Origin of the sequence: Arthrobacter roseus, assembly GCF_016907875.1 — a bacterium.
Taxonomy (GTDB): domain Bacteria; phylum Actinomycetota; class Actinomycetes; order Actinomycetales; family Micrococcaceae; genus Arthrobacter_J; species Arthrobacter_J roseus.
Window position 1 is genome coordinate 2,324,809 of sequence record NZ_JAFBCU010000001.1, and the last position, 21,511, is coordinate 2,346,319.

General features: G+C 58.4%; 18 protein-coding genes. 6 read left to right on the forward strand and 12 right to left on the reverse strand.

The window, feature by feature from the left end:
- Window positions 1-19 precede the first annotated feature (19 nt).
- Entirely contained in the window at window positions 20-3,904 is a 3,885-nt protein-coding gene (hrpA, locus tag JOE65_RS11275) for an ATP-dependent RNA helicase HrpA (RefSeq protein ID WP_205163286.1), read from the forward strand.
- Between the two features lie 7 nt (window positions 3,905-3,911).
- On the opposite strand, the gene JOE65_RS11280 is transcribed toward hrpA, so the two are convergent.
- Complete coding sequence (locus JOE65_RS11280; RefSeq protein WP_205163287.1) at window positions 3,912-4,337, reverse strand: HIT domain-containing protein; 426 nt, start codon at window positions 4,335-4,337, stop codon at window positions 3,912-3,914.
- A gap of 9 nt (window positions 4,338-4,346) precedes the next feature.
- Complete coding sequence (locus tag JOE65_RS11285; protein ID WP_205163288.1) at window positions 4,347-5,204, reverse strand: rhodanese-like domain-containing protein; 858 nt, start codon at window positions 5,202-5,204, stop codon at window positions 4,347-4,349.
- Window positions 5,205-5,350: 146 nt separating this feature from the next.
- Between JOE65_RS11285 and cds1 the strand changes: the two genes are divergently transcribed.
- Window positions 5,351-6,445 carry an L-cysteine desulfhydrase Cds1 gene (gene cds1 / locus JOE65_RS11290; RefSeq protein WP_205163289.1) on the forward strand — a complete coding sequence of 365 codons (1,095 nt, stop codon included), beginning with the start codon at window positions 5,351-5,353 and terminating at the stop codon, window positions 6,443-6,445.
- Window positions 6,446-6,448: 3 nt separating this feature from the next.
- On the opposite strand, the gene JOE65_RS11295 is transcribed toward cds1, so the two are convergent.
- Window positions 6,449-7,105: an MBL fold metallo-hydrolase gene (locus JOE65_RS11295; RefSeq protein WP_205163290.1), complete on the reverse strand. Its 657-nt coding sequence runs from the start codon at window positions 7,103-7,105 to the stop codon at window positions 6,449-6,451.
- Between the two features lie 145 nt (window positions 7,106-7,250).
- On the opposite strand from JOE65_RS11295, the gene JOE65_RS11300 reads away from it, so the two are divergent.
- The gene (locus JOE65_RS11300; protein ID WP_205163291.1) at window positions 7,251-7,631 is read left to right on the forward strand and encodes a Fur family transcriptional regulator; all 381 of its coding nucleotides are present in this window, start codon (window positions 7,251-7,253) and stop codon (window positions 7,629-7,631) included.
- Here JOE65_RS11300 and JOE65_RS11305 read toward each other — a convergent pair.
- From JOE65_RS11305 to guaB1, 6 genes are all read right to left on the reverse strand, one after another.
- Window positions 7,567-8,451, reverse strand: coding sequence for a metal ABC transporter permease (locus tag JOE65_RS11305; protein ID WP_205164173.1), 885 nt, complete (start codon window positions 8,449-8,451; stop codon window positions 7,567-7,569). The two genes, JOE65_RS11300 and JOE65_RS11305, sit on opposite strands and share 65 nt — an antisense overlap.
- An 8-nt stretch (window positions 8,452-8,459) precedes the next feature.
- Window positions 8,460-9,281 (reverse strand): metal ABC transporter ATP-binding protein, encoded by an 822-nt coding sequence (locus JOE65_RS11310; protein WP_205163292.1) that lies wholly within the window; start codon window positions 9,279-9,281, stop codon window positions 8,460-8,462.
- Window positions 9,265-10,239 (reverse strand): metal ABC transporter solute-binding protein, Zn/Mn family, encoded by a 975-nt coding sequence (locus tag JOE65_RS11315; protein ID WP_205163293.1) that lies wholly within the window; start codon window positions 10,237-10,239, stop codon window positions 9,265-9,267. The genes JOE65_RS11310 and JOE65_RS11315 overlap by 17 nt, the downstream gene beginning before the upstream one ends.
- 88 nt (window positions 10,240-10,327) lie before the next feature.
- Window positions 10,328-11,386: a hemolysin family protein gene (locus JOE65_RS11320; RefSeq protein WP_205163294.1), complete on the reverse strand. Its 1,059-nt coding sequence runs from the start codon at window positions 11,384-11,386 to the stop codon at window positions 10,328-10,330.
- The gene (locus JOE65_RS11325) at window positions 11,379-12,737 is read right to left on the reverse strand and encodes a hemolysin family protein (RefSeq protein WP_205163295.1); all 1,359 of its coding nucleotides are present in this window, start codon (window positions 12,735-12,737) and stop codon (window positions 11,379-11,381) included. The genes JOE65_RS11320 and JOE65_RS11325 overlap by 8 nt, the downstream gene beginning before the upstream one ends.
- Window positions 12,738-12,956: 219 nt before the next feature.
- Window positions 12,957-14,411, reverse strand: a complete 1,455-nt coding sequence (gene guaB1, locus JOE65_RS11330) for a GMP reductase (protein ID WP_205163296.1) — start codon at window positions 14,409-14,411, stop codon at window positions 12,957-12,959.
- A 254-nt stretch (window positions 14,412-14,665) separates the two neighbouring features.
- Here guaB1 and JOE65_RS11335 point away from each other — a divergent pair, with 254 nt between their 5' ends.
- Complete coding sequence (locus tag JOE65_RS11335) at window positions 14,666-18,529, forward strand: multifunctional oxoglutarate decarboxylase/oxoglutarate dehydrogenase thiamine pyrophosphate-binding subunit/dihydrolipoyllysine-residue succinyltransferase subunit (protein ID WP_205163297.1); 3,864 nt, start codon at window positions 14,666-14,668, stop codon at window positions 18,527-18,529.
- The gene (locus JOE65_RS11340) at window positions 18,529-19,128 is read left to right on the forward strand and encodes a GDSL-type esterase/lipase family protein (RefSeq protein ID WP_205163298.1); all 600 of its coding nucleotides are present in this window, start codon (window positions 18,529-18,531) and stop codon (window positions 19,126-19,128) included. Before JOE65_RS11335 ends, JOE65_RS11340 begins: the two co-directional genes overlap by 1 nt.
- Window positions 19,129-19,143: 15 nt before the next feature.
- On the opposite strand, the gene JOE65_RS11345 is transcribed toward JOE65_RS11340, so the two are convergent.
- On the reverse strand, window positions 19,144-20,115 hold the full coding sequence (locus JOE65_RS11345) for a zinc-binding dehydrogenase (protein ID WP_205163299.1): 972 nt from the start codon (window positions 20,113-20,115) through the stop codon (window positions 19,144-19,146).
- 140 nt (window positions 20,116-20,255) lie between these two features.
- On the opposite strand from JOE65_RS11345, the gene JOE65_RS15630 reads away from it, so the two are divergent.
- A complete protein-coding gene (locus JOE65_RS15630; RefSeq protein WP_369299106.1) occupies window positions 20,256-20,330 on the forward strand; it encodes a 50S ribosomal protein bL37 in 75 nt (24 codons plus the stop codon).
- A gap of 85 nt (window positions 20,331-20,415) precedes the next feature.
- Here the strand turns inward: JOE65_RS15630 and rsrA are convergent, their stop codons facing one another.
- Together rsrA and JOE65_RS11355 are read right to left on the reverse strand one after the other, a co-directional pair.
- Window positions 20,416-20,682 (reverse strand): mycothiol system anti-sigma-R factor, encoded by a 267-nt coding sequence (gene rsrA, locus JOE65_RS11350; protein WP_205163300.1) that lies wholly within the window; start codon window positions 20,680-20,682, stop codon window positions 20,416-20,418.
- A complete protein-coding gene (locus tag JOE65_RS11355; RefSeq protein ID WP_420827505.1) occupies window positions 20,679-21,458 on the reverse strand; it encodes a sigma-70 family RNA polymerase sigma factor in 780 nt (259 codons plus the stop codon). The genes rsrA and JOE65_RS11355 overlap by 4 nt, the downstream gene beginning before the upstream one ends.
- Window positions 21,459-21,511: the final 53 nt, after the last annotated feature.

Below are 21,511 nucleotides of genomic sequence, written 5' to 3' on the forward strand. Positions count from 1 at the left end.
CATTAGAATGGGAAGAATTATGGCTGTGAAGATTACCTATCCGCCGGACCTGCCCGTGTCCGCGCGCAGGACCGACATCATGACGACGATTGCCTCGAACCAGGTCACCATCATCGCCGGAGAAACGGGCTCCGGAAAGACCACTCAGATTCCCAAAATGTGCCTGGAACTGGGGCTAGCGGATCACGGACTGATCGGTCACACGCAACCGCGACGGTTGGCTGCCCGCTCCGTTGCCGAACGTATTGCCTCCGAACTCGACGTCGAGCTCGGGCAAGAAGTTGGTTTCCAGGTCCGATTCACCGGCGAAACGGGGCCACAGACCAAGATCAAACTCATGACGGACGGCATACTACTGGCCGAAATTCGTCGCGACCCGCTCCTGAAGAAATACAGCACCCTCATCATCGATGAGGCCCACGAACGCAGTCTGAACATCGACTTCATCCTGGGCTACCTAAAACGCATCCTTCCCCGCCGGCCTGACCTAAAGGTCATCATCACGTCGGCGACCATCGATACCGAACGCTTCGCAGGCCATTTCGCTGCAGATGAGGCGTTGGCCCAGCCGGAACGTGCACCTGTCATCGAAGTCTCCGGACGCACCTACCCTGTGGACATCCGTTATCGCCCACTGAATCAGCTTCCAGGGCAGTCCGACGACGCGGACCAGGACGAACTCGAGGAGGACAGAGACCCGCTCGACGCCGTATGCGACGCCGTCCTCGAACTCGTGAAGGAGCCACCGGGCGACATATTGGTGTTCTTCTCCGGCGAGCGCGAAATCCGCGACGCGGCTGATGCCCTTCGCCATCTGGTCCAGCACAACCGCCGTTTGGCCGGCACCGAAATTCTGCCACTTTTTGCCCGCCTTTCACTGGCTGAGCAGCACAAGGTGTTCAGCCGCGGATCCACTCGCCGAATCGTGTTGGCAACGAACGTCGCGGAGACATCCCTGACAGTACCCGGGATCAAATATGTGATTGATACCGGAACCGCACGTATTTCGCGGTATTCGCACCGCACGAAGGTTCAGCGGTTGCCGATCGAGCGGGTTTCGCAGGCCTCAGCCAACCAGCGCTCCGGCCGATGCGGACGCGTCAGTGACGGCATCGCCATTCGTCTCTACTCCGAGGAGGACTTCGGAGCTCGCCGGGATTTCACGGACCCTGAAATCCTGCGAACCAACCTTGCTTCGGTCATCCTACAGATGACTGCCATGGGCGTTGCACAGGGCCCAAAGGATGTAGCGAACTTTCCGTTTGTGGAGCCGCCGGAGTCAAAGGCCATCAACGACGGTGTGTCCCTGCTTCGTGAACTCGGTGCGCTGCAGAGCGACGGCAGCATCTCGACGGTGGGACGCCAGTTGTCCCAGCTGCCTGTGGACCCCCGGCTTGGGCGAATGATCGTGGAAGCGGACAAGCGCGGCTGCGTGCGTGAAGTCATGGTGCTCGCTGCTGCTCTGACCATTCAGGATCCCCGTGAGCGCCCGCAGAAGGACGACGGTTCCAGGCTTCAGCAGGCGACGGAAAAGCATAAACGCTTCGTCGATGAGAATTCTGACTTCACCGGTTTCCTCAATCTATGGAATTACCTTCAGCAACAACAGAAAGACCTTTCGTCCACACAGTTCCGGAAAATGTGCCGCACTGACTTCCTGAACTACCTCCGTATCCGGGAGTGGCAGGACCTCTTCGCCCAGTTGAGACAGATCGCGAAACCTATGGGGATCACGCTGGAGCCAGGCCCAGTAGACCCCGTGGGTCGTGACCAGGCAGTTCACACGAGTCTGCTGGCGGGGCTGCTGAGCCATATTGGACTCTATGACCAGCGAAAACGCGAATACGCTGGGGCCCGTGGCACCCGGTTCGCCATTTTTCCCGGATCCTCTCTTTTCAAGAAGAGTCCCGACTGGGTCATGGCCGCTGAGCTCGTGGAGACCTCGCGGCTCTGGGCACGCGTTGCAGCAAAGTTTGACCCGTTGTGGGCAGAGGATATCGCGCCGCACCTGGTCAAGAGGAGTTATAGCGAGCCGCACTGGTCGCGTGCAACGGGCTCGGTGATGGCTTACGAAAAGGTGCTGCTGTACGGCGTACCCATTGTTGCCCAGCGCAGGATCAATTATGGGCGGATCGATCCGGAACTGAGCCGGGAAATGTTCATCCGCCATGCACTGGTGGAGGGAGATTGGAAGACACACCACAAGTTCTTTTCCCGCAACCGTTCTCTTCTAGAGGAAGTGGATGAGCTCGAAAGTCGGATGCGTCGCCGCGATCTGCGCGTGGATGACGAGGCGCTTTTCGACTTCTATGATCAGCGAATCGGGCAGAAAGTTGTTTCCGAACGCCACTTTGACCAATGGTGGAAGCAAGCCCGTCGCGATGATCCGAATCTGCTTGACCTCACAACGGAGGCACTACTCAGCGAGCAGGCTGTCGGTCTCGACGAGGAGTCATTCCCGCGGACCTGGGAACAGACCGGGTTCAGCCTCCCCTTGAGTTACGAGTTCTCGCCGGCCGGCAACAGCCCTTCTGATGGCGTCACCGTCAGCGTCCCGGTCCTGTTCCTCAATCAGCTCGACGCCGAACCGTTTCGATGGCAGATCCCTGGGCTTCGCGCGGAGCTCATCACCGCTCTGATCAAGTCATTGCCGAAGCAGGTCCGAAAGAACTTTATTCCGGCCCCCGATGTGGCACGGACGGCGACGGCGATGCTCGAAACCGATTTCTCCCCCGGTGTGGACCCGCTGGAACCATCGTTGGAGCTGGTCCTACGCCGGCTGAAGGGCCACATCATTCCTCCAGCGTCGTGGAACTGGGACTCCGTGCCGGTGCACTTGCGCATGTCTTTCCAGGTTGTCGATGACGAGGGTGGCGTTCTGGGCGAGAGCATGGACCTAGCGGCCCTTCAGGATGAACTCGCACCGGCAACGCGCCGTGCGATAGCCGAGTCACTGGGCGCCACTCCTTCCACGGTCAGGAAAAGCTCGAGACCGGGGCGGTCCTCTGGTAAGACGAAGGAACTCACACATACTCCCGGTGTTGCAGAGCAGACCGGTCTGACTTCCTGGCCGGGCCATACCATTGAAACGCAGGTGGAACGGCTCGTGGGCGGACACACCGTGACCGGCTACCCTGCGCTCGTGGACGAGGGGCAAGATGTTGCACTGCGGGTGTTTCAGACTGCGCAGGAGCAACAGACCGCCATGCGCGGAGGCGTCATCCGTTTACTGTCCCTGAAGGTGCCCTCGCCCGCCCGGTACGTCATGGATCATCTGAGCAACAAAGAGAAACTGACGTTCAGCCAAAACCCCCACGGAAGCATTTCCTCACTCATCGACGACTGTACGCTGGCTGCCATCGACAAGATTGTCCCCCCATCACTGCCGTGGACGGATGCCGATTTCGAGAAGTTGTACGAGCACGTACGTGCGGAACTCATTGATACTGTTTTCGTGATCACCAAGCTGGTGGAAGAATCTCTGTCCGTGGCCCGCGATGTGTCGCGAAGCATCAAGAGCTCCTCGAGCTTGTCCCTGATCACTGCCCTCAACGACGTGCAGAGCCAACTTGAGCAGCTGGTCTACCCCGGATTCGTGGCCAGGACAGGCTACGCCCAGTTGAGTCAGCTGCCCCGATACCTTCGCGGCATGGAGAGGCGGCTTGAAAAGCTTCCCACCATGGTCGCTAGAGACGCTCAGTCCATGGTCATCGTGCAGAAGCTCGAAGACGAGTACGACGACGCCGTGTCCGCCCTCAAGCCAGGTGGACGGACGCCCGTGTCACTCCTCAGCGTTCGGTGGATGATCGAAGAACTGCGTATCAGCTTCTTTGCCCAGGACCTGGGAACCGCCTACTCAGTGTCCGAAAAACGAATCCGGAATGCTCTGACCAGCGCACTGTGACAGCGGGTTATTCGGGTACTGACTGCTCGTGACCGGCCTCCCGAAGACCTTTCCGAAGTGTCTCGGCTGCCTCGTCCATAGATTGTGGATCGGGGTTCTGATCCACCCTCGTGAAGTCGAAGTCCACCATCGAATTGGCCGGAAAAACATGGAGATGGAGATGATCCACTTCAAAACCGGCAATGACGAGTCCCGCACGTTTAACGCCAAAGGAGCCCACCTGAACATTGCCGATGGCTTTCGCGACCTCCATCAGATGTTCCATGACCCCCGGGCCTGCGTCTGTCCACGCGCTGATCTCATCGCGTGGAACCACCAGAGTGTGACCTGGTGCCAGTGGCGCGATGGTCAGAAACGCGACGACGTCGTCGTCTTTCCAGACAAAGCGGCCGGGGATCTCTCCATTAATGATCTGGGTGAAAAGAGTACTCACTCTTGCTCCTTAAGCGCTTCGCGAATAGGTCGTCGTCCCTGGAGAGGTTTCCACGGGTAGGTCCACTCTGGCGGACCACTGCGACCAAGATCCTGGGTATAGGGCGGCCTTGAATCCGGCGATTTCCAGAGCAGCAACCTCATGCGCAGCGGTGACGCCTGAGCCGCAGTACACCGCAATGTCAGCACTCTCCGTCACGCCCAGTGCTTCAAAACGTCGTCGGAGCTCAGTGGCGGACCGGAACGTCTGGTTCGGTGCAAGATTCTCCGACGTCGGGGCAGAAACAGCGCCGGGTATGTGCCCCGCTCTGGCATCCACCGGCTCAACTTCACCCCGGTACCGTTCTGCAGCCCGAGCATCAAGGAGCACCCCGTCGCAGGCAAAATTCGGGACAGCGTCGATATCAGTTACGGACATAGCGCCGGCGCTGAGTGTCACTGTGCCCAGGCAATGCTGCTCTTCGCCACCCTCGGCAACCAGACCAGCATTCTGCCAAGCGGTCAGGCCGCCGTCGAGCAGGTAGACTTCAGTCAGGCCCGCATGACGCAGCAGCCACCACAGGCGTGCGGCTGAAAGGCCCCCGCAATCGTCGTAGGCAACGACGACGTCGCCGTTGCTGATTCCCCACTGCCGTGCGGACTCTTCCAGCTCATCCAGGTTCGGCAATGGATGTCGCCCCTCAGTAGATGAGGGAGTCGAGGAAAGCTCGCCCGCCAGATCCACATAAACTGCACCGGGAATATGGGCTTCAACGTAGTGTTCGCGGCCGTGGGGGTCACCCAGGCTCCAGCGGACATCAAGTACAACGGTGTGCACGCCGGAGTTCATCCGGTCCTGCAGCGTCTGTACATCCATGAGGGTCTTCACAGAATCTCCTTGTTGACTGTGACCGAATACACATTCGGTCTTTACCACGCAAGTCCACCACATCGCAACGCTGTGCGCCAACGCGCGTTCAGGAGTCCTCTAGGGTGCAGACGCAGTCTTGGCTGGAGCACTTGTAGGCTGAGTAAGTGAACAGCCTTAAAGACCTCACTGGCCGCCGCTGGGCCGCAGAGGCCATTCGACGGATTGAAACCGAAAACAACCGCTCCGCAGACACCCATCTGCATGCCGTTCCGTTGCCCGAGCACTGGGGCATCGAGTTGTTCCTCAAAGACGAATCAACGCATCGAACGGGCAGCCTGAAGCATCGACTGGCACGCTCGCTGTTCCTTTTTGGCCTGGTCAACGGTTGGATCTCTGCAGGCACCACCATTGTTGAAGCATCCAGTGGCTCCACAGCTGTTTCTGAGGCCTACTTTGCTCAGCTTCTGGACCTGCCATTCGTCGCCGTCATGACCCGTACCACCAGCCCGGAGAAGATAGCCCTCATTGAGCAATTCGGCGGCTCGTGCCACTTCGTTGACCATGCCTCAGAGGTCTACGCCACAGCTGAGGAACTGGCGAAGAACAGCGGCGGACACTACATGGACCAATTCACCTACGCCGAACGGGCCACTGACTGGCGAGGCAACAACAACATTGCAGAATCCATTTTTGAGCAGTTGGCGTTGGAAGCGCATCCCATACCCGAGTGGGTCGTGGTCGGGGCAGGTACGGGCGGAACCAGCGCCACCATCGGCCGCTACCTGCGCTATCACCGCCACCACACGGCTCTCGCCGTCGTCGACCCTGAAAATTCCGCGTTCTACCCGGGGTGGGCTGACCGCTCCGCCACACCAATTGGGAAACCATCCCGGATTGAGGGAATTGGACGGCCGCGTCTGGAACCCAGTTTTGTGCCGGACGTCATCGACCACATGATCCAGGTACCCGATGCAGGATCCGTTGCCGCGATGCAGCACTTGCTGACACTGACCGGGTTTCGTGCCGGACCATCAACCGGGACCAACCTCTGGGGTGTGTGGCAACTCATTGCAGAAATGATCGCCGAGGGACGCCAGGGCAGCGTCGTATCCCTGATGTGCGACGACGGGGATCGCTACGCCTGCACGTACTACAACGACGAATGGCTCGCGTCTCAGAACCTGACGCCAGGGCCTTGCGCACGCGTCATCGAACAGTTCTTTGCAACGGGAACGTGGGACGACTCCGCGATTGCGTGAACATCACACGTTAACGTTTTCTCCGGCCGTCAGGCTTTCAAACGTTGTCCCATGGGCAGCGCTGATTGACCGCAAAAGGTTCTCCACGAGAGCTCTGCCCGCATCATTGAGCAATGCATCATGAATGGGATATGCCCTCTCCGGTCCAACGGCAATGACAAAGTCGATGACTTCGGCGGTCTTGGACCACGGAGCGTGCAGTGGTACCAGCAGCGTCTGGATGGCCGCGTTCTCGGGCACGATGAAGGAATCTCCGGGATGATACAGAGTTTCATCGATCACATAGCCCAGATTGGCCACCACCGGTATCCGCGGGTGGATCAATGCGTGCTGTCCGCCAACAGCACGAACCTGAAAACCAACCAGTTCCGCAGACTGACCAGCGTCCAGATGGTGGATCCGAGATTCTATTCCGGGGGCTGCATCCGCAAGCCGAGCAGCGACGCCGCCTGGTGCGTAGAGCTCAAGAGCCGGGTTGCTGGCCATGAATGCCAGGACGGTCTCCTGATCAATATGATCTGGATGCTCATGAGTGACAAGTATTGCGTTTGCACCCTCGAGCGCCTCGGGGACCCGAGAGAGTGTGCCTGGATCAAGGACCAAAACGATTCCGTCCTTCTCCAGACGGACGCAGGAATGACCATGCTTTGTCATCAACATGTTGCAAGCGTACTCCTGCCCGGGAAACGGCAAGTTCCGGCTGATAATCTGAGGTAACCCCCGATTCCCGCCCCAGGAGGCTCCCATCCAGAACGATCCGGCTGCCAAGGACCCACCCCAGCCAGCAAAGACACCCGAACCCCGGATGACAAAGCAGCGGCTCGCCGTCAGCAGAACACTGGACAGTCTGAAGGACTTCGTGAGCGCCCAAGAGTTGTACCGGCTCATGCATGAGCGCGGAGAGTCAGTATCCCTAGCCACCGTGTATCGCATTCTGCAGTCAATGTCAGATGATCAGCTCGTAGACGTGCTACGCAGCGGTGATGGTGAGGCCGTGTACCGCCGGTGCGCCATTGAACACCATCATCATCACCTGTTGTGCCGGAACTGTGGCAAGGCAGTGGAGATTGAGGCTCCAGCGTTCGAACAGTGGGCTTTAGGTATTGCCGATGAACATGGGTTTACGCAGGTTGCGCATACTGTAGAGATTTTCGGGTGGTGCCGTGAATGCTCCGCCGCCAGCTGATCAAGCGACAGATTACATAGATTAAAAATGACACAGTGGTCACGTAGGGACTGATCGGTATCCGTCCCCCGAGCGCTAGAAGCGTCCCGCCCACCACGGACGTCGTGGCAAAGGCGACGCTCAGTATGACCACCACCAATGGCGAGGACGTGACCCGCAGGGCCGCGGCAGCTGGCGTGATGAGCAGTGCCAGCACAAGAAGCGCTCCAACAACCTGAATGGACAGGGCAACAGACAGTCCCAGCACAAACATGAAGAGTAACGACAGCCCGCGGACGGGAACACCGCGGGCTTCGGCCTGGTCAGGATCCACGCTGGCAAAAGTCAGCGGTCGCCATATTACGGCCAGCGCAACGACGACGACGGCGGCGCAACTTGCGAGCAGATTGAGTTGGACGGTGTCGACCGCCACTATCTGTCCTGTCAGCAACCCAAATTTGTTAGCCGACCGCCCCTCGTAGAGCGCCAGGAATAAGATGCCGAGGCCAAGGCCAAACGGCATGACGACCCCGATGATCGAGTTGCGGTCCCGCGCCCGCAGTCCCATGAAGGCCAGGATCAGAGCCGCTATCACGGATCCGATCAAGGATCCCATGACTACATTCACGCCTATGAGCAGGGCGAACGCGGCCCCGGCGAAAGACAATTCAGCAATGCCATGAACCGCGAATGCTAAGTCCCGCATCATCACGAAGGTGCCAACGAGGCCGCCGACGAGACCGAGGATGAGGCCTGCCCAGAGCGAATTCTGCACCAGTGGCAGCAATTGTGCGTAGTCATCGAAATTAAAAATAGAATGCAGTATGTCTCCGGAGTCCAACAACGACCTCACAGGGTCTCGCCTTCATGGTGATCATGGGTAGTGACGTCCGGGAGCCCAACCACAATGATTCGACCGTTACTATGAATGACTTCGACATGGCTCTGGTAGAGGTCGGAGAGAACTTCAGTGGTCATGACTTCCTGCGGAGTACCTATGCAGAACTGGCCGCCCGCAAAGTACAACACCCGATCCACGTAGTCGATGATGGGGTTGATCTCATGGGTCACGAAGACTACAGCGGCACCGCGTTCGAGCCGCTGCCGGTTGATCAGCGCGCTCACGGCCTGCTGATGATGGAGATCCAGAGAAAGTAACGGTTCATCGCACAAGAGCACGTCGGGGTCCATTGCCAGCGCCTGCGCTGCCCGTAACCGCTGCTGTTCGCCACCGGATAGCTCCCCCACGGGAGCGTTCGCGTATTCACCCGCGCCGACGGTGTTGAGCAGCTCATCCACCCTGCGCCTGTGCTCGCGCCCTCCCAAGCGGAAACCCCAGCGGTGACCGTCCAGCCCCAGCCCCACGAGGTCTCTCGCCCGCAGTGGCGTATCTGTGGGAAACGACTTCTGTTGGGGTATATAACCGATATGACGGTTGCCCCGGCTCACGGCACGTCCGCTGACAGCAGCCGTACCGGAGGAGAGTTGCTGGAGACCGAGCAATACTTTCAGGAAAGTTGTTTTGCCAGAACCGTTTGGACCCAGAACCGCCAAGAACTCACCAGGGCGGACACGGACGCTGAGATCCGACCAGAGTTTCCTCATACCGAAATTGAGTCCGGCGTCAGTCAGTTCAACAGCTGCCGTCCGAATATCACTTTCCAACGGCATGCGTCACCGCTTCCACGTTCTGCTCCATCCATTCCACGTATTCCTGGTCCTCCGGAAGCGTTTCGGTAAAGTTCACTACAGGAACTCCGGCTTTTTCAGCGACATCCCGGACAGCTTCGGTCTGCTGACTCTCCGTCTGCTGGTTATAGGCGAGGAATGAAATGTCCTTCTCTGAGACTAGCTGTTCCATGTTTCTCATCGCGACGATGGACACATCCGTTCCCTCCTCCAAGGCCTCGGTATAGTCCGCGGGCGTGAGGTTTTCAAAGCCAGCGTCCTCCAACAGGTAGAGCGGAACGGGTTCAGTTACCGCAATGGAGGCCCCGTCCGTTTTCTGAGCAAGCGCGACCAGATCTTCCTCGAGTGCGTTCAGGGAAGACGTGACGTTCTCAGCATTTCGATCAAACTCAACGGCTCCACCGGGGTCGGCTTCACCCAAGACTCGCGCGATTTCGGCGACCAACAGCGTCATGGAGTGCAAGTCATACCAGACGTGTTCATTGACGGTTCCATGGTCATGGTGATCCTCCTCCTGCTGCGGCTCCTCACCGCCATGAGCATCTTCACCGGCTTCATGGTTCAACCCCGAAACGTCAACGGCCGAGATGACGCGATCCGCCGGCATCTCGACGCTATCGGTCAGTTTCTCCATAAAACCGTCATACCCGCCGCCATTGAGCACGACAACGTCCGCCTCGGAGACCGCAAGTTTGTCCCGTACTGTCGCCTCATAGGAGTGCGGGTCTTGAGTGGGCCCGGAAATGATGGAGGAGACCCTTACCCGGTCTCCTCCGATCTGACGTGCAATGCTCCCGTAAACATCGGTGGAGGCGACGACGGCGAGTGAGTCCTCCGATTCTGAATTTCCTGCCTCCCCGGAAGGAGCGCCGCAAGCGCTGAGTGCAAGACCCGCTCCAGCAAGGCAGGTGAGGAAACGGAATCCAGATGAAATACGCATCGGCCTTCAATCATTCGACAGCAGGTGGGGACTACCTCACCAGCTTAGCGCTAATGCGAACCATTCGCATAACGCTTAGTCTCTAGAGTCATCCGTCTATACGTCGTAGTCCCTGAGACTGCGTAACATCATGAATTTCACCGATCAGCTGCTCGATGACGTCTTCCAGGAATAGCACGCCCTGAGTAGCGCCATCGGCTCCCAGTACACGCGCAAGGTGAGACCCTGTGCGCTGCATCACTGCCATCCCATCCTCTATCTCGTCATCCAGCGCCAAGTTCGCCAGGGAGCGGACCGTTGTTTCCGTGAAGGGCTGATAAAACTGCTCCTGTGGGATGGACATGATGTCCTTCAGATGCATATATCCTGTGAGGCGTCCTTCTCCATCAACGAGCACGAATCGCGAGAATCCGGTGCGGCTCACGGCACGCTCAAAGTCCGCCGGGGTTGAATCGGTGCCCAGTGTGACCAGCTCATCGAGCGGGACCATAGTGCTTCGCGCCGTCTGCCCCGAGAACTCGAGCGCTCCGTGGATGATCCCAGACTCATCGGCCACAAGACCATGCCTCGTTGATTCCTGAACGATAGATTGCATTTCCTCGAGGGTAAATGTTGAGGAAACCTCGTCCTTGGGTTGGATGCCCATGGCGCGCAACGCGTGGTTTGCAACCCAGTTCAGGCTCACAATGACTGGTTTCACGGCCCTGGAAATCAGCACCAGAGGAGTAGCAAGAAACAGCGCTGCTTTGTCTGCCACGGATACAGAAATGTTTTTCGGTACCATCTCCCCGAACGTGACGTGCAAAAACGTCACCAGAAGCAGTGCCACCGCAAATGCAGCGGTTCCGGCGATGGGTTCGGGAATACCGATGGCGGTGAAGGGCACCAGAAGCAGGTGATGAATCGCGGGCTCGGCAACGATGAGGATCAACAGGGAGCAGACGGTGATTCCCAATTGGGCACAGGCCAGCATCAACGAAACATGTTCCATCGCCCACAGGGCAGTTTTTGCTCGCTTTGACCCTGCTTCTGCCAGCGGCTCGATCTGGCTTCTTCTGGCCGACATGACAGCAAACTCGGCACCGACGAAAAACGCATTGCCCAGCAGGAGGACGAACAGCCAGAGGATACCTGTCCAATCACTCATGATTCGCTCCCCTGTCGGAATCCACGTGCCCGGGACCATCCCCAATTGCTGCCGACTCTGTTGTGGCCACGAACCGGATCCGATCGATGCGACGTCCGTCCATCCGCTCCACCTCGAGATTCCCGTCAGGAATGGCTACAATGTCCCCCGCCTCGGCGATACGACCCAACTCGCACATCATGAACCCGCCTACGGTCTCGTAGCCAGCCTCATCGGGTACGGTCAGCTGCGGGACAAGCTCGCTGACCTCATCGGGTCGCATGATGCCCGGGAAATACCAATCCCCGGAGGCACTTTGTAGTACCCCAGGTTTGACGCGGTCGTGTTCGTCCGAAACCTCGCCCACGATCTCCTCGACCAGGTCCTCCAGCGTCGCAACACCCGCAGTGCCACCGTACTCGTCCAGCACGACGGCCAATTGGAGATTCCCCTCCCTGAGCTCGGAAAGCAGGGAGTCCAGATGAACCGTTTCGGGCACACGCAGCACTTCGGTCATAATCGCTCCAGCCGCAACCCCTGCCCGCTTCTCCCGCGGAACCGACACCGCCTTCTTGACGTGAACCACTCCCCGAATGTCATCGGGTGAGTCTCCGATGATAGGGAACCTCGAATACCCCGTACGTCGCGCGGCTTCGACGACGTCCGCCACGCTCTGATCCGCATCGATGGTTTCAAGCCTGATTCGCGGCGTCATGACGTCGGCTGCGATGCGCTCGGAAAAGTTTAGGGTCCGTGAAACAAAATTCGCTGTGCCCACATCCAGCGTGCCCATTTTGGCTGAACGGCGAACCATTGACGAGAGTTCGGCAGGTGTCCGCGCACCAGATATCTCTTCTTTGGCCTCGAGACCAAAGATATTCAGCACCTTATTGGAAAAACCATTGAGTAGCGTAACAGCGGGACGGAACACAGCTGTGAAGATCAATTGTGGCCGGGCCAGCGCCCTCCCGATGCGAAACGGAAGCGCAATGGACATGTTCTTAGGTATCAGTTCGCCAATCAGCATGGACAAAAGGGTTGCCAGAACAATAGAAACGGAAAAGGCTATGATGCCCTGCCAGTTTTCCGCCAACCCAGACCTGTCAAGAACCGGAGCGAGCAACCGCGAAATGGCTGGATCCATGACGTAGCCGGTCAGCAGAGTGGTCAGCGTGATTCCGACCTGACAACTGGAGAGCTGGGTGGATAAAGATTTGAGGCATCTCAGGAGTGGCTCGGCCTTGCGATCACCATTGTCTACTGCTCTCTGCACGGTGGTTTGGTCAAGAGCGACGAGCGAGAACTCGACGGCCACAAAAAAACCGGTCCCGAGGATCAGCAGCAACCCGCCGCCGAGGAGTAACCATTCCATCTACAGGGCCACCGACCTTGGTGCCGCGGCCCAGACTTCATCTGGGACTTGAGGCAAGCCGGGTCTAGAAGGCTCCGATGGCTCAGAGGGTGAACGAAGGGCGCGGTGGCTGGGGCTGCCGACGCTGGGTGACGCTGGTATACAGGTCACTGGCCGGCCCCTAGAAAAGCTGTCCATGGTCCGCTTAGTTTACAGCAAGTACTGTGTTGGCATAGTGCCTTACCAACTCTGCGGTACGGGGCGGCCTTCCTCGTAGCCGGCTGCCGACTGAATACCGACAATTGACCGTTCTCGAAATTCTGCCAAAGTCGCTGCACCTGCGTAGGTCATCGAGCTCCGGATTCCTGCCGTGATCAGGTCAAGAAGGTCCTCCACCCCGGGGCGCGCGGGGTCTAGGTACATCCGAGACGTCGAAATGCCCTCTTCAAACAATCCCTTGCGGGCACGTTCGAAAGCCCCTTCCGACTGCGTCCGATGCTGCACCGCCCGTGCCGATGCCATGCCAAAACTCTCCTTGTACTGCCTACCTGCACTATCTACCTGCAGGTCACCCGGGCTTTCGTACGTCCCAGCAAACCAAGACCCGATCATCACCTGGCTTGCACCCGCAGCCAGTGCCAGCGCCACATCGCGCGGATGGCGGACCCCGCCGTCGGCCCAGATGCTGGCTCCAAGCTCCTTGGCCATGTGTGCGCAATCCTTAACTGCGGTGAACTGCGGACGTCCAACCGCCGTCATCATCCGGGTGGTACACATGGCACCGGGGCCCACGCCCACCTTCACGATGTCAGCCCCCGCCGCTACCAGATCGCGGACACCTGCAGGGCTCACCACGTTGCCCGCCACCACCGGCACGGCGGGATTCAGCGACTTGACCGCAGCAAGTGCATCGAGCATCTTCCGCTGATGACCATGCGCAGTATCAACGACAAGCACATCGACGCCCGCGTTGAGAAGACTCTGTGCCTTGCCGGTAACGTCTCCATTGATCCCCACCGCAGCTGCAACTTTAAGCTGGCCGCCAGTGTCCGTGACCGGGGTGTAGATCGTGGATCTCAGCGCACCTTTGCGGGTCAGCGCACCAACGAGTAGACCGTTCTCTCCCACAACGGGGGCATAGGACACGCCGGCATTCTCGAACTGATCAAAAGCCGAACGCAACGCGTTCTCCCGTGCGGTAGCGAAATCCGACCGTTGGAATGTCAGCGGATTACGGCGCATGACTGTTTCGAGGGACGCAAAACGGTCCACACCTTCGCAATCGGCAGCACGAACCACGCCCTGTAGCTTCCGCTCACTGTCGACCACGGCAATAGCACCGTGGGAACGCTTGTGCATCAGGTGCAGCGCGTCGATAACCGTATTGAACGGTGTCAGATGCAAAGGTGTTTCGAACACAGAGTCGCAATTCTTGATCCACGAAGTGACCTCGGACAGGACCTCTGATGGCACGTCCTGAGGCAGAACGGCAAGGCCACCGCGCCGGGCAATAGTTTCGGCCATCCGACGTCCAGAGACTGCCGTCATGTTCGCGACGACGAGAGGGATTGTAGTCCCCGTACCATCATCGCTCGCCAGGTCGACGTCGAACCGAGAGGAAATCTCGGAGGCAGAGGGGATCAAAAAGACGTCAGCGTAGGTCAGATCAGTGGTGGGCTCATTGATAAAGCGCAAAGTCGTGCTCCTGAGTCGGTAAAAGCAAGATTCTACCGGCAGGAACCGCGGAATACGATGTTGGACAGGTCCTGAGACAAGTGCCGCCAACACGGTCCCCAGAATTGGCTACTTTGTAGCAAGTGTCACTAGACTGATGGAAGATCCCGAACAGCGGCACTGCTGGATCCTGACCGGTTGGATCCGCCCTGCCGCTTCAGGCCGAGCCCGTGGCGCTACGGGCGAAGGCAACTCATGGAAGAGGCGTATAACCAGTGCCAGAACAAGCCGACCACCGTCTACCCGAGGAATTTGGCGGAAACGAGTGGCTCGTCGACGAGCTCTATCAAAAGTTTCTGAAGGACAAGAACTCGGTCGACAAAAAGTGGTGGGGTATCTTCGACGCCTACGGCGAAGACAGTCAACCGCAGTCAAACGCACAGACTGCGCGCCCCCTTGATGAGGGCTCCAACCCACATCCCGCGACGCGTCAGCTTCCTGTAGTTAATTCCGAAAAAAACGCGCCGAAGTCCTCCGGTGAGTCCCCCGCTATGACACAAGCGTCCGGGAAGCCACCGGTGAAAAAAGAAACACCGGCAGGTCAAAGCAGCGATGCAAACGAAAATGCTCCTGCTACAAGCCCCTCAAAAGTGCAGAGCAAATCTGGCGAGAAGAGCCAGGACAAACAGCCAGCCGAAAAAAAGCCAACTCCCATCCCGGCACAGTTGCCTGAGTCCTCGGCTGCCACCGTGACCGAAGAAGACAAGGTCACCCCGCTCAGAGGCCCCGCAAAAGCAATCGCCACGAACATGGACGCAAGCCTCAGCGTTCCCACCGCCACAAGCGTCCGCGCTGTTCCTGCCAAGCTGTTGATTGATAATCGTGTGGTTATCAACAACCATCTCCAGCGGTCTCGTGGCGGCAAAGTCTCCTTCACGCATTTGATCGGATACGCCATCATTCGCGCGTTGGCCCAATTCCCGTCTCAGAACGTCATCTACGATGTCGTCGACGGAAAACCGGTCTCGGTACAACCAGCGCACGTCAACTTCGGTCTCGCCATCGACATGCCTAAACCGGATGGATCACGCATTCTTGTGGTGCCGAACATCAAGAAGGCAGAGACCATGAACTTTTCGGAGTTCTGGCAGGCCTATGAGGACTTGGTCAAGCGCGCGCGAGGTGGCAAACTCGGAGCAGACGACTACTCCGGCACCACTATTTCGCTGACGAACCCCGGTGGAATCGGAACCGTACATTCGGTTCCACGCCTTTCCAAGGGGCAGGCCTGCATCATTGGTGCGGGGGCTCTTGAATATCCCGCTGAATACCAGGGCGCATCTCCCAAGACGCTCGCCCGGCTGGGAATAAGCAAAACAATCACGCTGACATCCACCTACGATCATCGTGTCATTCAGGGTGCGGGCAGCGGCGAATTTCTTCGAATCGTTCATCAGCTTCTCCTCGGAGAGCAGGATTTCTACGACGACATTTTCGAAGCACTGCGCATTCCTTACGAGCCGGTCCGCTGGAGTGCAGACATTCAGGTGGATCCGCAAGACCAGATCAACAAGGTTGCCCGCATCCAGCAGCTGATCCATGCATATCGTGTCCGCGGTCACCTGATGGCGGACACCAACCCCCTCGAGTACGTTCAGCGTAAGCACGCCGACCTGGACATTCGCAGTCACGGACTGACGTTGTGGGACCTGGACCGGGAATGGCCAACGGGTGGCTTCGGTGGCAAATCTAACCTCGCATTCCGTACCATGCTTGGCGTACTACGGGACGCGTACTGCCGCACCACTGGCATTGAGTACATGCACATTCAGGATCCTGAGGAGCGCAGGTGGTTCCAGGGTGAACTGGAGCATCCCTATTCCAAGCCAAGCCGTGAAGAACAGCTTCGGATTCTGCAAAAACTTAATTCTGCCGAGGCGTTCGAGACGTTCCTGCAGACCAAATTCGTGGGTCAGAAACGGTTCTCTCTGGAGGGCGGAGAATCACTGATCCCTCTTCTTGATTCGGTCATCTCGGACGCTGCCGACGACGGCATGGATGAAGTCACGATCGGTATGGCCCACCGCGGTCGACTCAACGTGCTGACCAACATTGCCGGCAAGACGTATGCCCAGGTCTTCCGCGAGTTCGAAGGCACACAAGACCCCCGAAGCGTTCAGGGGTCCGGTGACGTCAAGTATCACCTCGGTACCGAAGGCCGGTTCACGTCGGACAAGGGTAACGAAACCAAGGTCTATCTGGCGGCAAACCCTTCCCACCTAGAGGCGGGCGACTCAGTACTTGAGGGCATTGCGCGAGCCAAGCAGGACCGGCTCAATCAGGGCGAGGGCGCCTATCCCGTCCTACCGATACTGATCCATGGCGATGCGGCATTTGCGGGTCAGGGCGTCGTCGCGGAGACACTGAACCTTTCCCAGCTCCGTGGCTACCGCACTGGCGGTACTGTTCACATCATTGTGAACAATCAGGTGGGTTTCACCACGGCACCGACCTCGTATCGTTCAACGGTCTACTCGACTGACGTGGCAAAGATGGTACAGGCACCCATTTTCCATGTAAATGGCGATGACCCCGAAGCTGTGGTGCGGGTTGCTCAGCTCGCCTACCAGTTCCGGCAGAAGTTCAACAAAGACGTTGTCATCGACATGATCTGCTACCGCCGTCGCGGCCACAATGAGGGAGACGATCCCTCGATGACGCAACCGCTGATGTACAACCTCATTGATGCCAAGCGCTCCGTACGAAAGCTGTACACAGAGGGGCTCATTGGTCGCGGCGACATTAGCGAGGATGAAGCCGCACAGGCACTGCGAGATTACCAAGAGCGGCTGGAACGGGTTTTCGCAGAGACGCACGCAGCGCAAACGTCGCCGGTACCCGTAGTGACCAAGGACAACGCCGCTGTCTCAGATATCGAGAGGCCATTTGCCCAGCAGGACGACAACGGAGCGGGCGCACCCGCGTCAACCGCGATCACCGTTGAGACCCTCGCCCACATCGGCAAGGCCCATATGGACGTTCCTGAAGGCTTCACCGTTCACACCAAGCTCAAGGCATTGCTAGAGAAACGCGAGCAGATGTCCCGTGAGGGCAACATTGACTGGGGCTTTGGCGAACTGGCTGCCTTCGGTTCCCTACTCATGGAAGGTGTACCGGTTCGGTTAGCGGGCCAGGACACACGCCGCGGAACATTCACTCAGCGCCACGCTGTTTTCCACGACCGGGCGACAGGGACTGAGTGGACGCCGTTGGCTGAACTCAGCGATAACCAGGCCAAGTTCTTCATCTATGACTCGCTGCTTTCCGAGTTCGCAGCCATGGGCTTCGAATACGGTTACTCCGTCGAGCGTCCGGACGTCCTGGTGCTGTGGGAGGCCCAGTTCGGTGATTTCGTCAATGGCGCACAAACCATCATCGATGAATTCATCTCCTCTGCCGAGCAGAAGTGGGGCCAGCGTTCCTCACTCGTGTTGCTGTTGCCTCACGGTTACGAAGGGCAAGGGCCTGATCACTCCTCGGCACGAATTGAGCGCTTCCTTCTGATGTGTGCGGAAGACAACATGGTGGTTGCCAATCCAACCTCTGCTGCTTCCCACTTCCATCTGCTTCGCCGCCACGCTTACAGCAGGCCGCGTAAACCGCTCATTGTTTTCACACCGAAGCAACTGTTGAGGCTCAAGGCTGCAGCCTGCTCCGTGGAAGACTTCACCGAAGGTTCGTTCCAACCCGTTATCCCAGATGTACAGGAACTGGACGCCGACGCAGTAGACCGGATTGTACTGGTATCCGGTCGCCTGTATTACGATCTTCTCGCCGCCCGGCAAAAAACGGAAGACACACGTACAGCGCTCATCCGGGTTGAACAGCTCTACCCGCTGCCACTGGACGACATCAAGGCGATCGTCGCCAAGTACCCGAACGCAGAAGTGGTTTGGGCCCAGGATGAGCCAGCGAATCAGGGGCCGTGGCCGTTCATGGGACTACATCTCCCGCAGCAGCTTGAGAAGCACGTACGCTTGTTGTCCCGGCCCGCTTCAGCGGCCACCGCAACCGGCTCCGCCAAGCGCCACGCTGTCGAACAGGACATTCTGGTCAAATCCGTCTTTGAGCGAAACTGATGGAAGAGCGCAGAATCCGCGTGGCTGCGGTCGGAGACGAATTGCTCGCCGGTCATGGTGATCCGCGAGCACTCGGCTGGCTCGGCCGTGTCCTTGCCCGGACCAGTCCCGAAGATGCGTCCCTGGAAGCGTATAGCCTTCCCGCGCCGCGGGAAGGCACAGAAGCTCTGGCCAACCGCTGGCTGCAGGAAGCCGGCAGACGCTTCGATGATGACTGTGAAAACCGGCTCGTCATCGGGCTGTCGGACCGCGATCTGGATCTCGAGTTGTCAACCGCCAGGAGCCGCCTGAATCTAGCGAACGTCCTCGACGGAGCTGCACAAATGAATGTCAAGGTGTTCGTTGTGGGCCCCCCTCCCGGTCTCGATGCTGAACGAAATCGACGTCTGGCAGATTTGTCCGCAGCGTTTGGCGATGTGACCACCCGGCGAAAACACGTTTATGTGGACACATTTACACCGCTCCTTAACCATGAGCAGTGGCGCTCGGATCTGGCGTCCAACGGCGGCAGGCCTGGCCAGGCAGCCTACGGGCTGCTAGCCTGGCTGGTCCTTCACCGTGGATGGTACGCGTGGTTAGGTATGCCTCAGCCGGGATAGGAAGACAGCGCCGCGCTACGCCTGGTGAGTGAAAACTACTTTGCCAAAGACGCTGCCATCGAGCATTCGACGGAAGCCCTCGTGGGCGTCCTCGAGCGGCCATACTGAATCGATACGCGGGCGGACCCCTGTCCCGACCAGGAATTGTGCAAGTCTGCCAAGCTCTTGGCGCGTGCCCATGGTGGAACCAAGCACCTTCAGCTGCAGAAAGAACACACGGTTCAACTCTGCTGAAGGTGCTGGCCCACTGGTGGCTCCGCACGTAACCACCGCGCCACCAGGCCGCAACGATTTCAGAGAATGCGACCACGTCGCCTCGCCCACCGAATCGAAGACAACATCGACACGCTCTGGCAACCGTTCGCCGTCGTCGAAAACTTGTGACGCCCCGAGCTCTACAGCGAGCTTTTGCTTGTCGGCGCTGCGGCTGGTGACCCAGACCCTGTAGCCACTGGCGCTCGCAAGAGAAATCAGCGCCGTCGCCACGCCGCCTCCTGCGCCCTGCACCAGGACAGTGGAACCCGGCGCGGCCGGAGCTACCGAGAACAGCATCCGGTAGGCCGTCAACCATGATGTAGGCAGGCAAGCAGCTTCCTCGAAGCTCAGTTCCGGGGGCTTGGGCACCAGGTTGCGCTCAGGCACCCACACGACATCGGCCATTGTCCCAGGAAGAGACTCAGACAGGAGGGACCGCCGCGGGTCCAGAGTTTCGTCCCCCCGCCATTGGTCCGTTGATATGACGGAATGAACGATTACTTCGTTTCCGTCGTCGTCCACTCCCGCTGCATCGCAGCCCAGAATCATGGGTAAGGAGTCTTCTTTCAGCCCTATTCCGCGAAGGGAGAAGAGATCATGATGGTTAAGGGCTGAAGCCCGTACCCGCACCCTTCGAAGCCCGGACCGTGGAGCCGATTCAGGCTGAGTTCCCACTGTCAGGCCCGCAAGCGGATCCTCGGTGTTGAAGTGCTCGGCGTACACAGCGCGCATGTCGTTCCTTCCAGGGTGGTTTACTTTGATCCAGTGTAGGCACGCCACAACCTCTCAGGAGGGTCCGTTAGGAGCTTCGCATCAAATGTGGGAAACTTGGGACAGTTCTTTTAGGACCATTTCATTGAAGGAGGCCAGCCATGAGCAAACGAGCACGCAAGCGCCGTGACCGTAAGCGAGGCGGCGCTAATCACGGTAAGCGTCCCAACACCTGATAGACGGCTCTCAAGCCAAGAGAAAACCCCCGGTAGCACCGCTTCCGGGGGTTTTCTTTTCCCAAAACAATGGGCTCCACCGCTCTCAGGCTGTGTGCTCGGCAGACTTGATGGCTGTGATACGCGAGAGAATACTTGCTTTGAGGGCATCCGGCGCAACTTCAGTGCAGGATCGTTTGACCACGGTGCGGATGAGACACTCCAGGTCATATTCTTCAGCACATTCCCGGCATCCGTCGAGGTGATCCCTGATTTCTTCTAGATCTGCGCGAGACAACGCACCGTCGAGGTATTCGTAAAGACGTTCAATTCTGGAATCCTCGCAATCACCGAGGTCACGGCAATCGCTCATGATCCACTCACCTTTTTCTTTCCTGGTTGTCCTGCGGCGGAAAGGCCGCGGTCGTGCGCATAGTCCGCCAGCTCTTCCCGAAGCAGCTTTCGTCCACGGTGAAGCCTGGACATCACAGTGCCGATCGGCGTATTCATGATTTCGGAAATTTCCTTGTACGCAAATCCTTCAACATCCGAGAAATAAACCGCTAGGCGAAAATCCTCGGGAATAGACTGCAGGGCCTTCTTGACATCGGAATCTGGAAGGTGATCAAGGGCTTCCACCTCCGCCGAGCGGAGACCACTTGAGGTGTGCTCCGCGGCTTTCGCCAATTGCCAGTCCTCTATAGTGTCCGAATGTGACTGGAGCGGTTCACGCTGTCTTTTTCGGTAGAGGTTGATATAGGTGTTCGTGAGGATCCGGTACAGCCACGCCTTCAAGTTTGTTCCAGGCTTGTACTGATGGAACGCTGAGTAGGCTTTGGTGTAAGCCTCCTGGACAAGATCCTCGGCATCTGAGGGGTTTCGCGCCATTCGCATGGCAGCCGAGTACAGCTGATCCACGTATTGCATGGCGTCGCGTTCAAAGCGCGCCCGGCGCTCTATGTCGGTTTCGGTCGAAACGTCTAGGCCGTAGTCCGCTGCGTCGGGACGTGCCGTCTGCGGTGCGCCCGGACTCTTTTCACGTGTTCCGCTGTCTGAAGTGCTCATCGAGCTCAAGTCTACGCGGACGGGCCGGGTTATACGGGATGGACTAACATCGAGCTGGAGCTCGGTGTCGGGCTGCTGTGTCATGGCGACAGGCAAGGGTCTTGTTGTCCTTTCCACTGGCTTCTTTGACCTACACA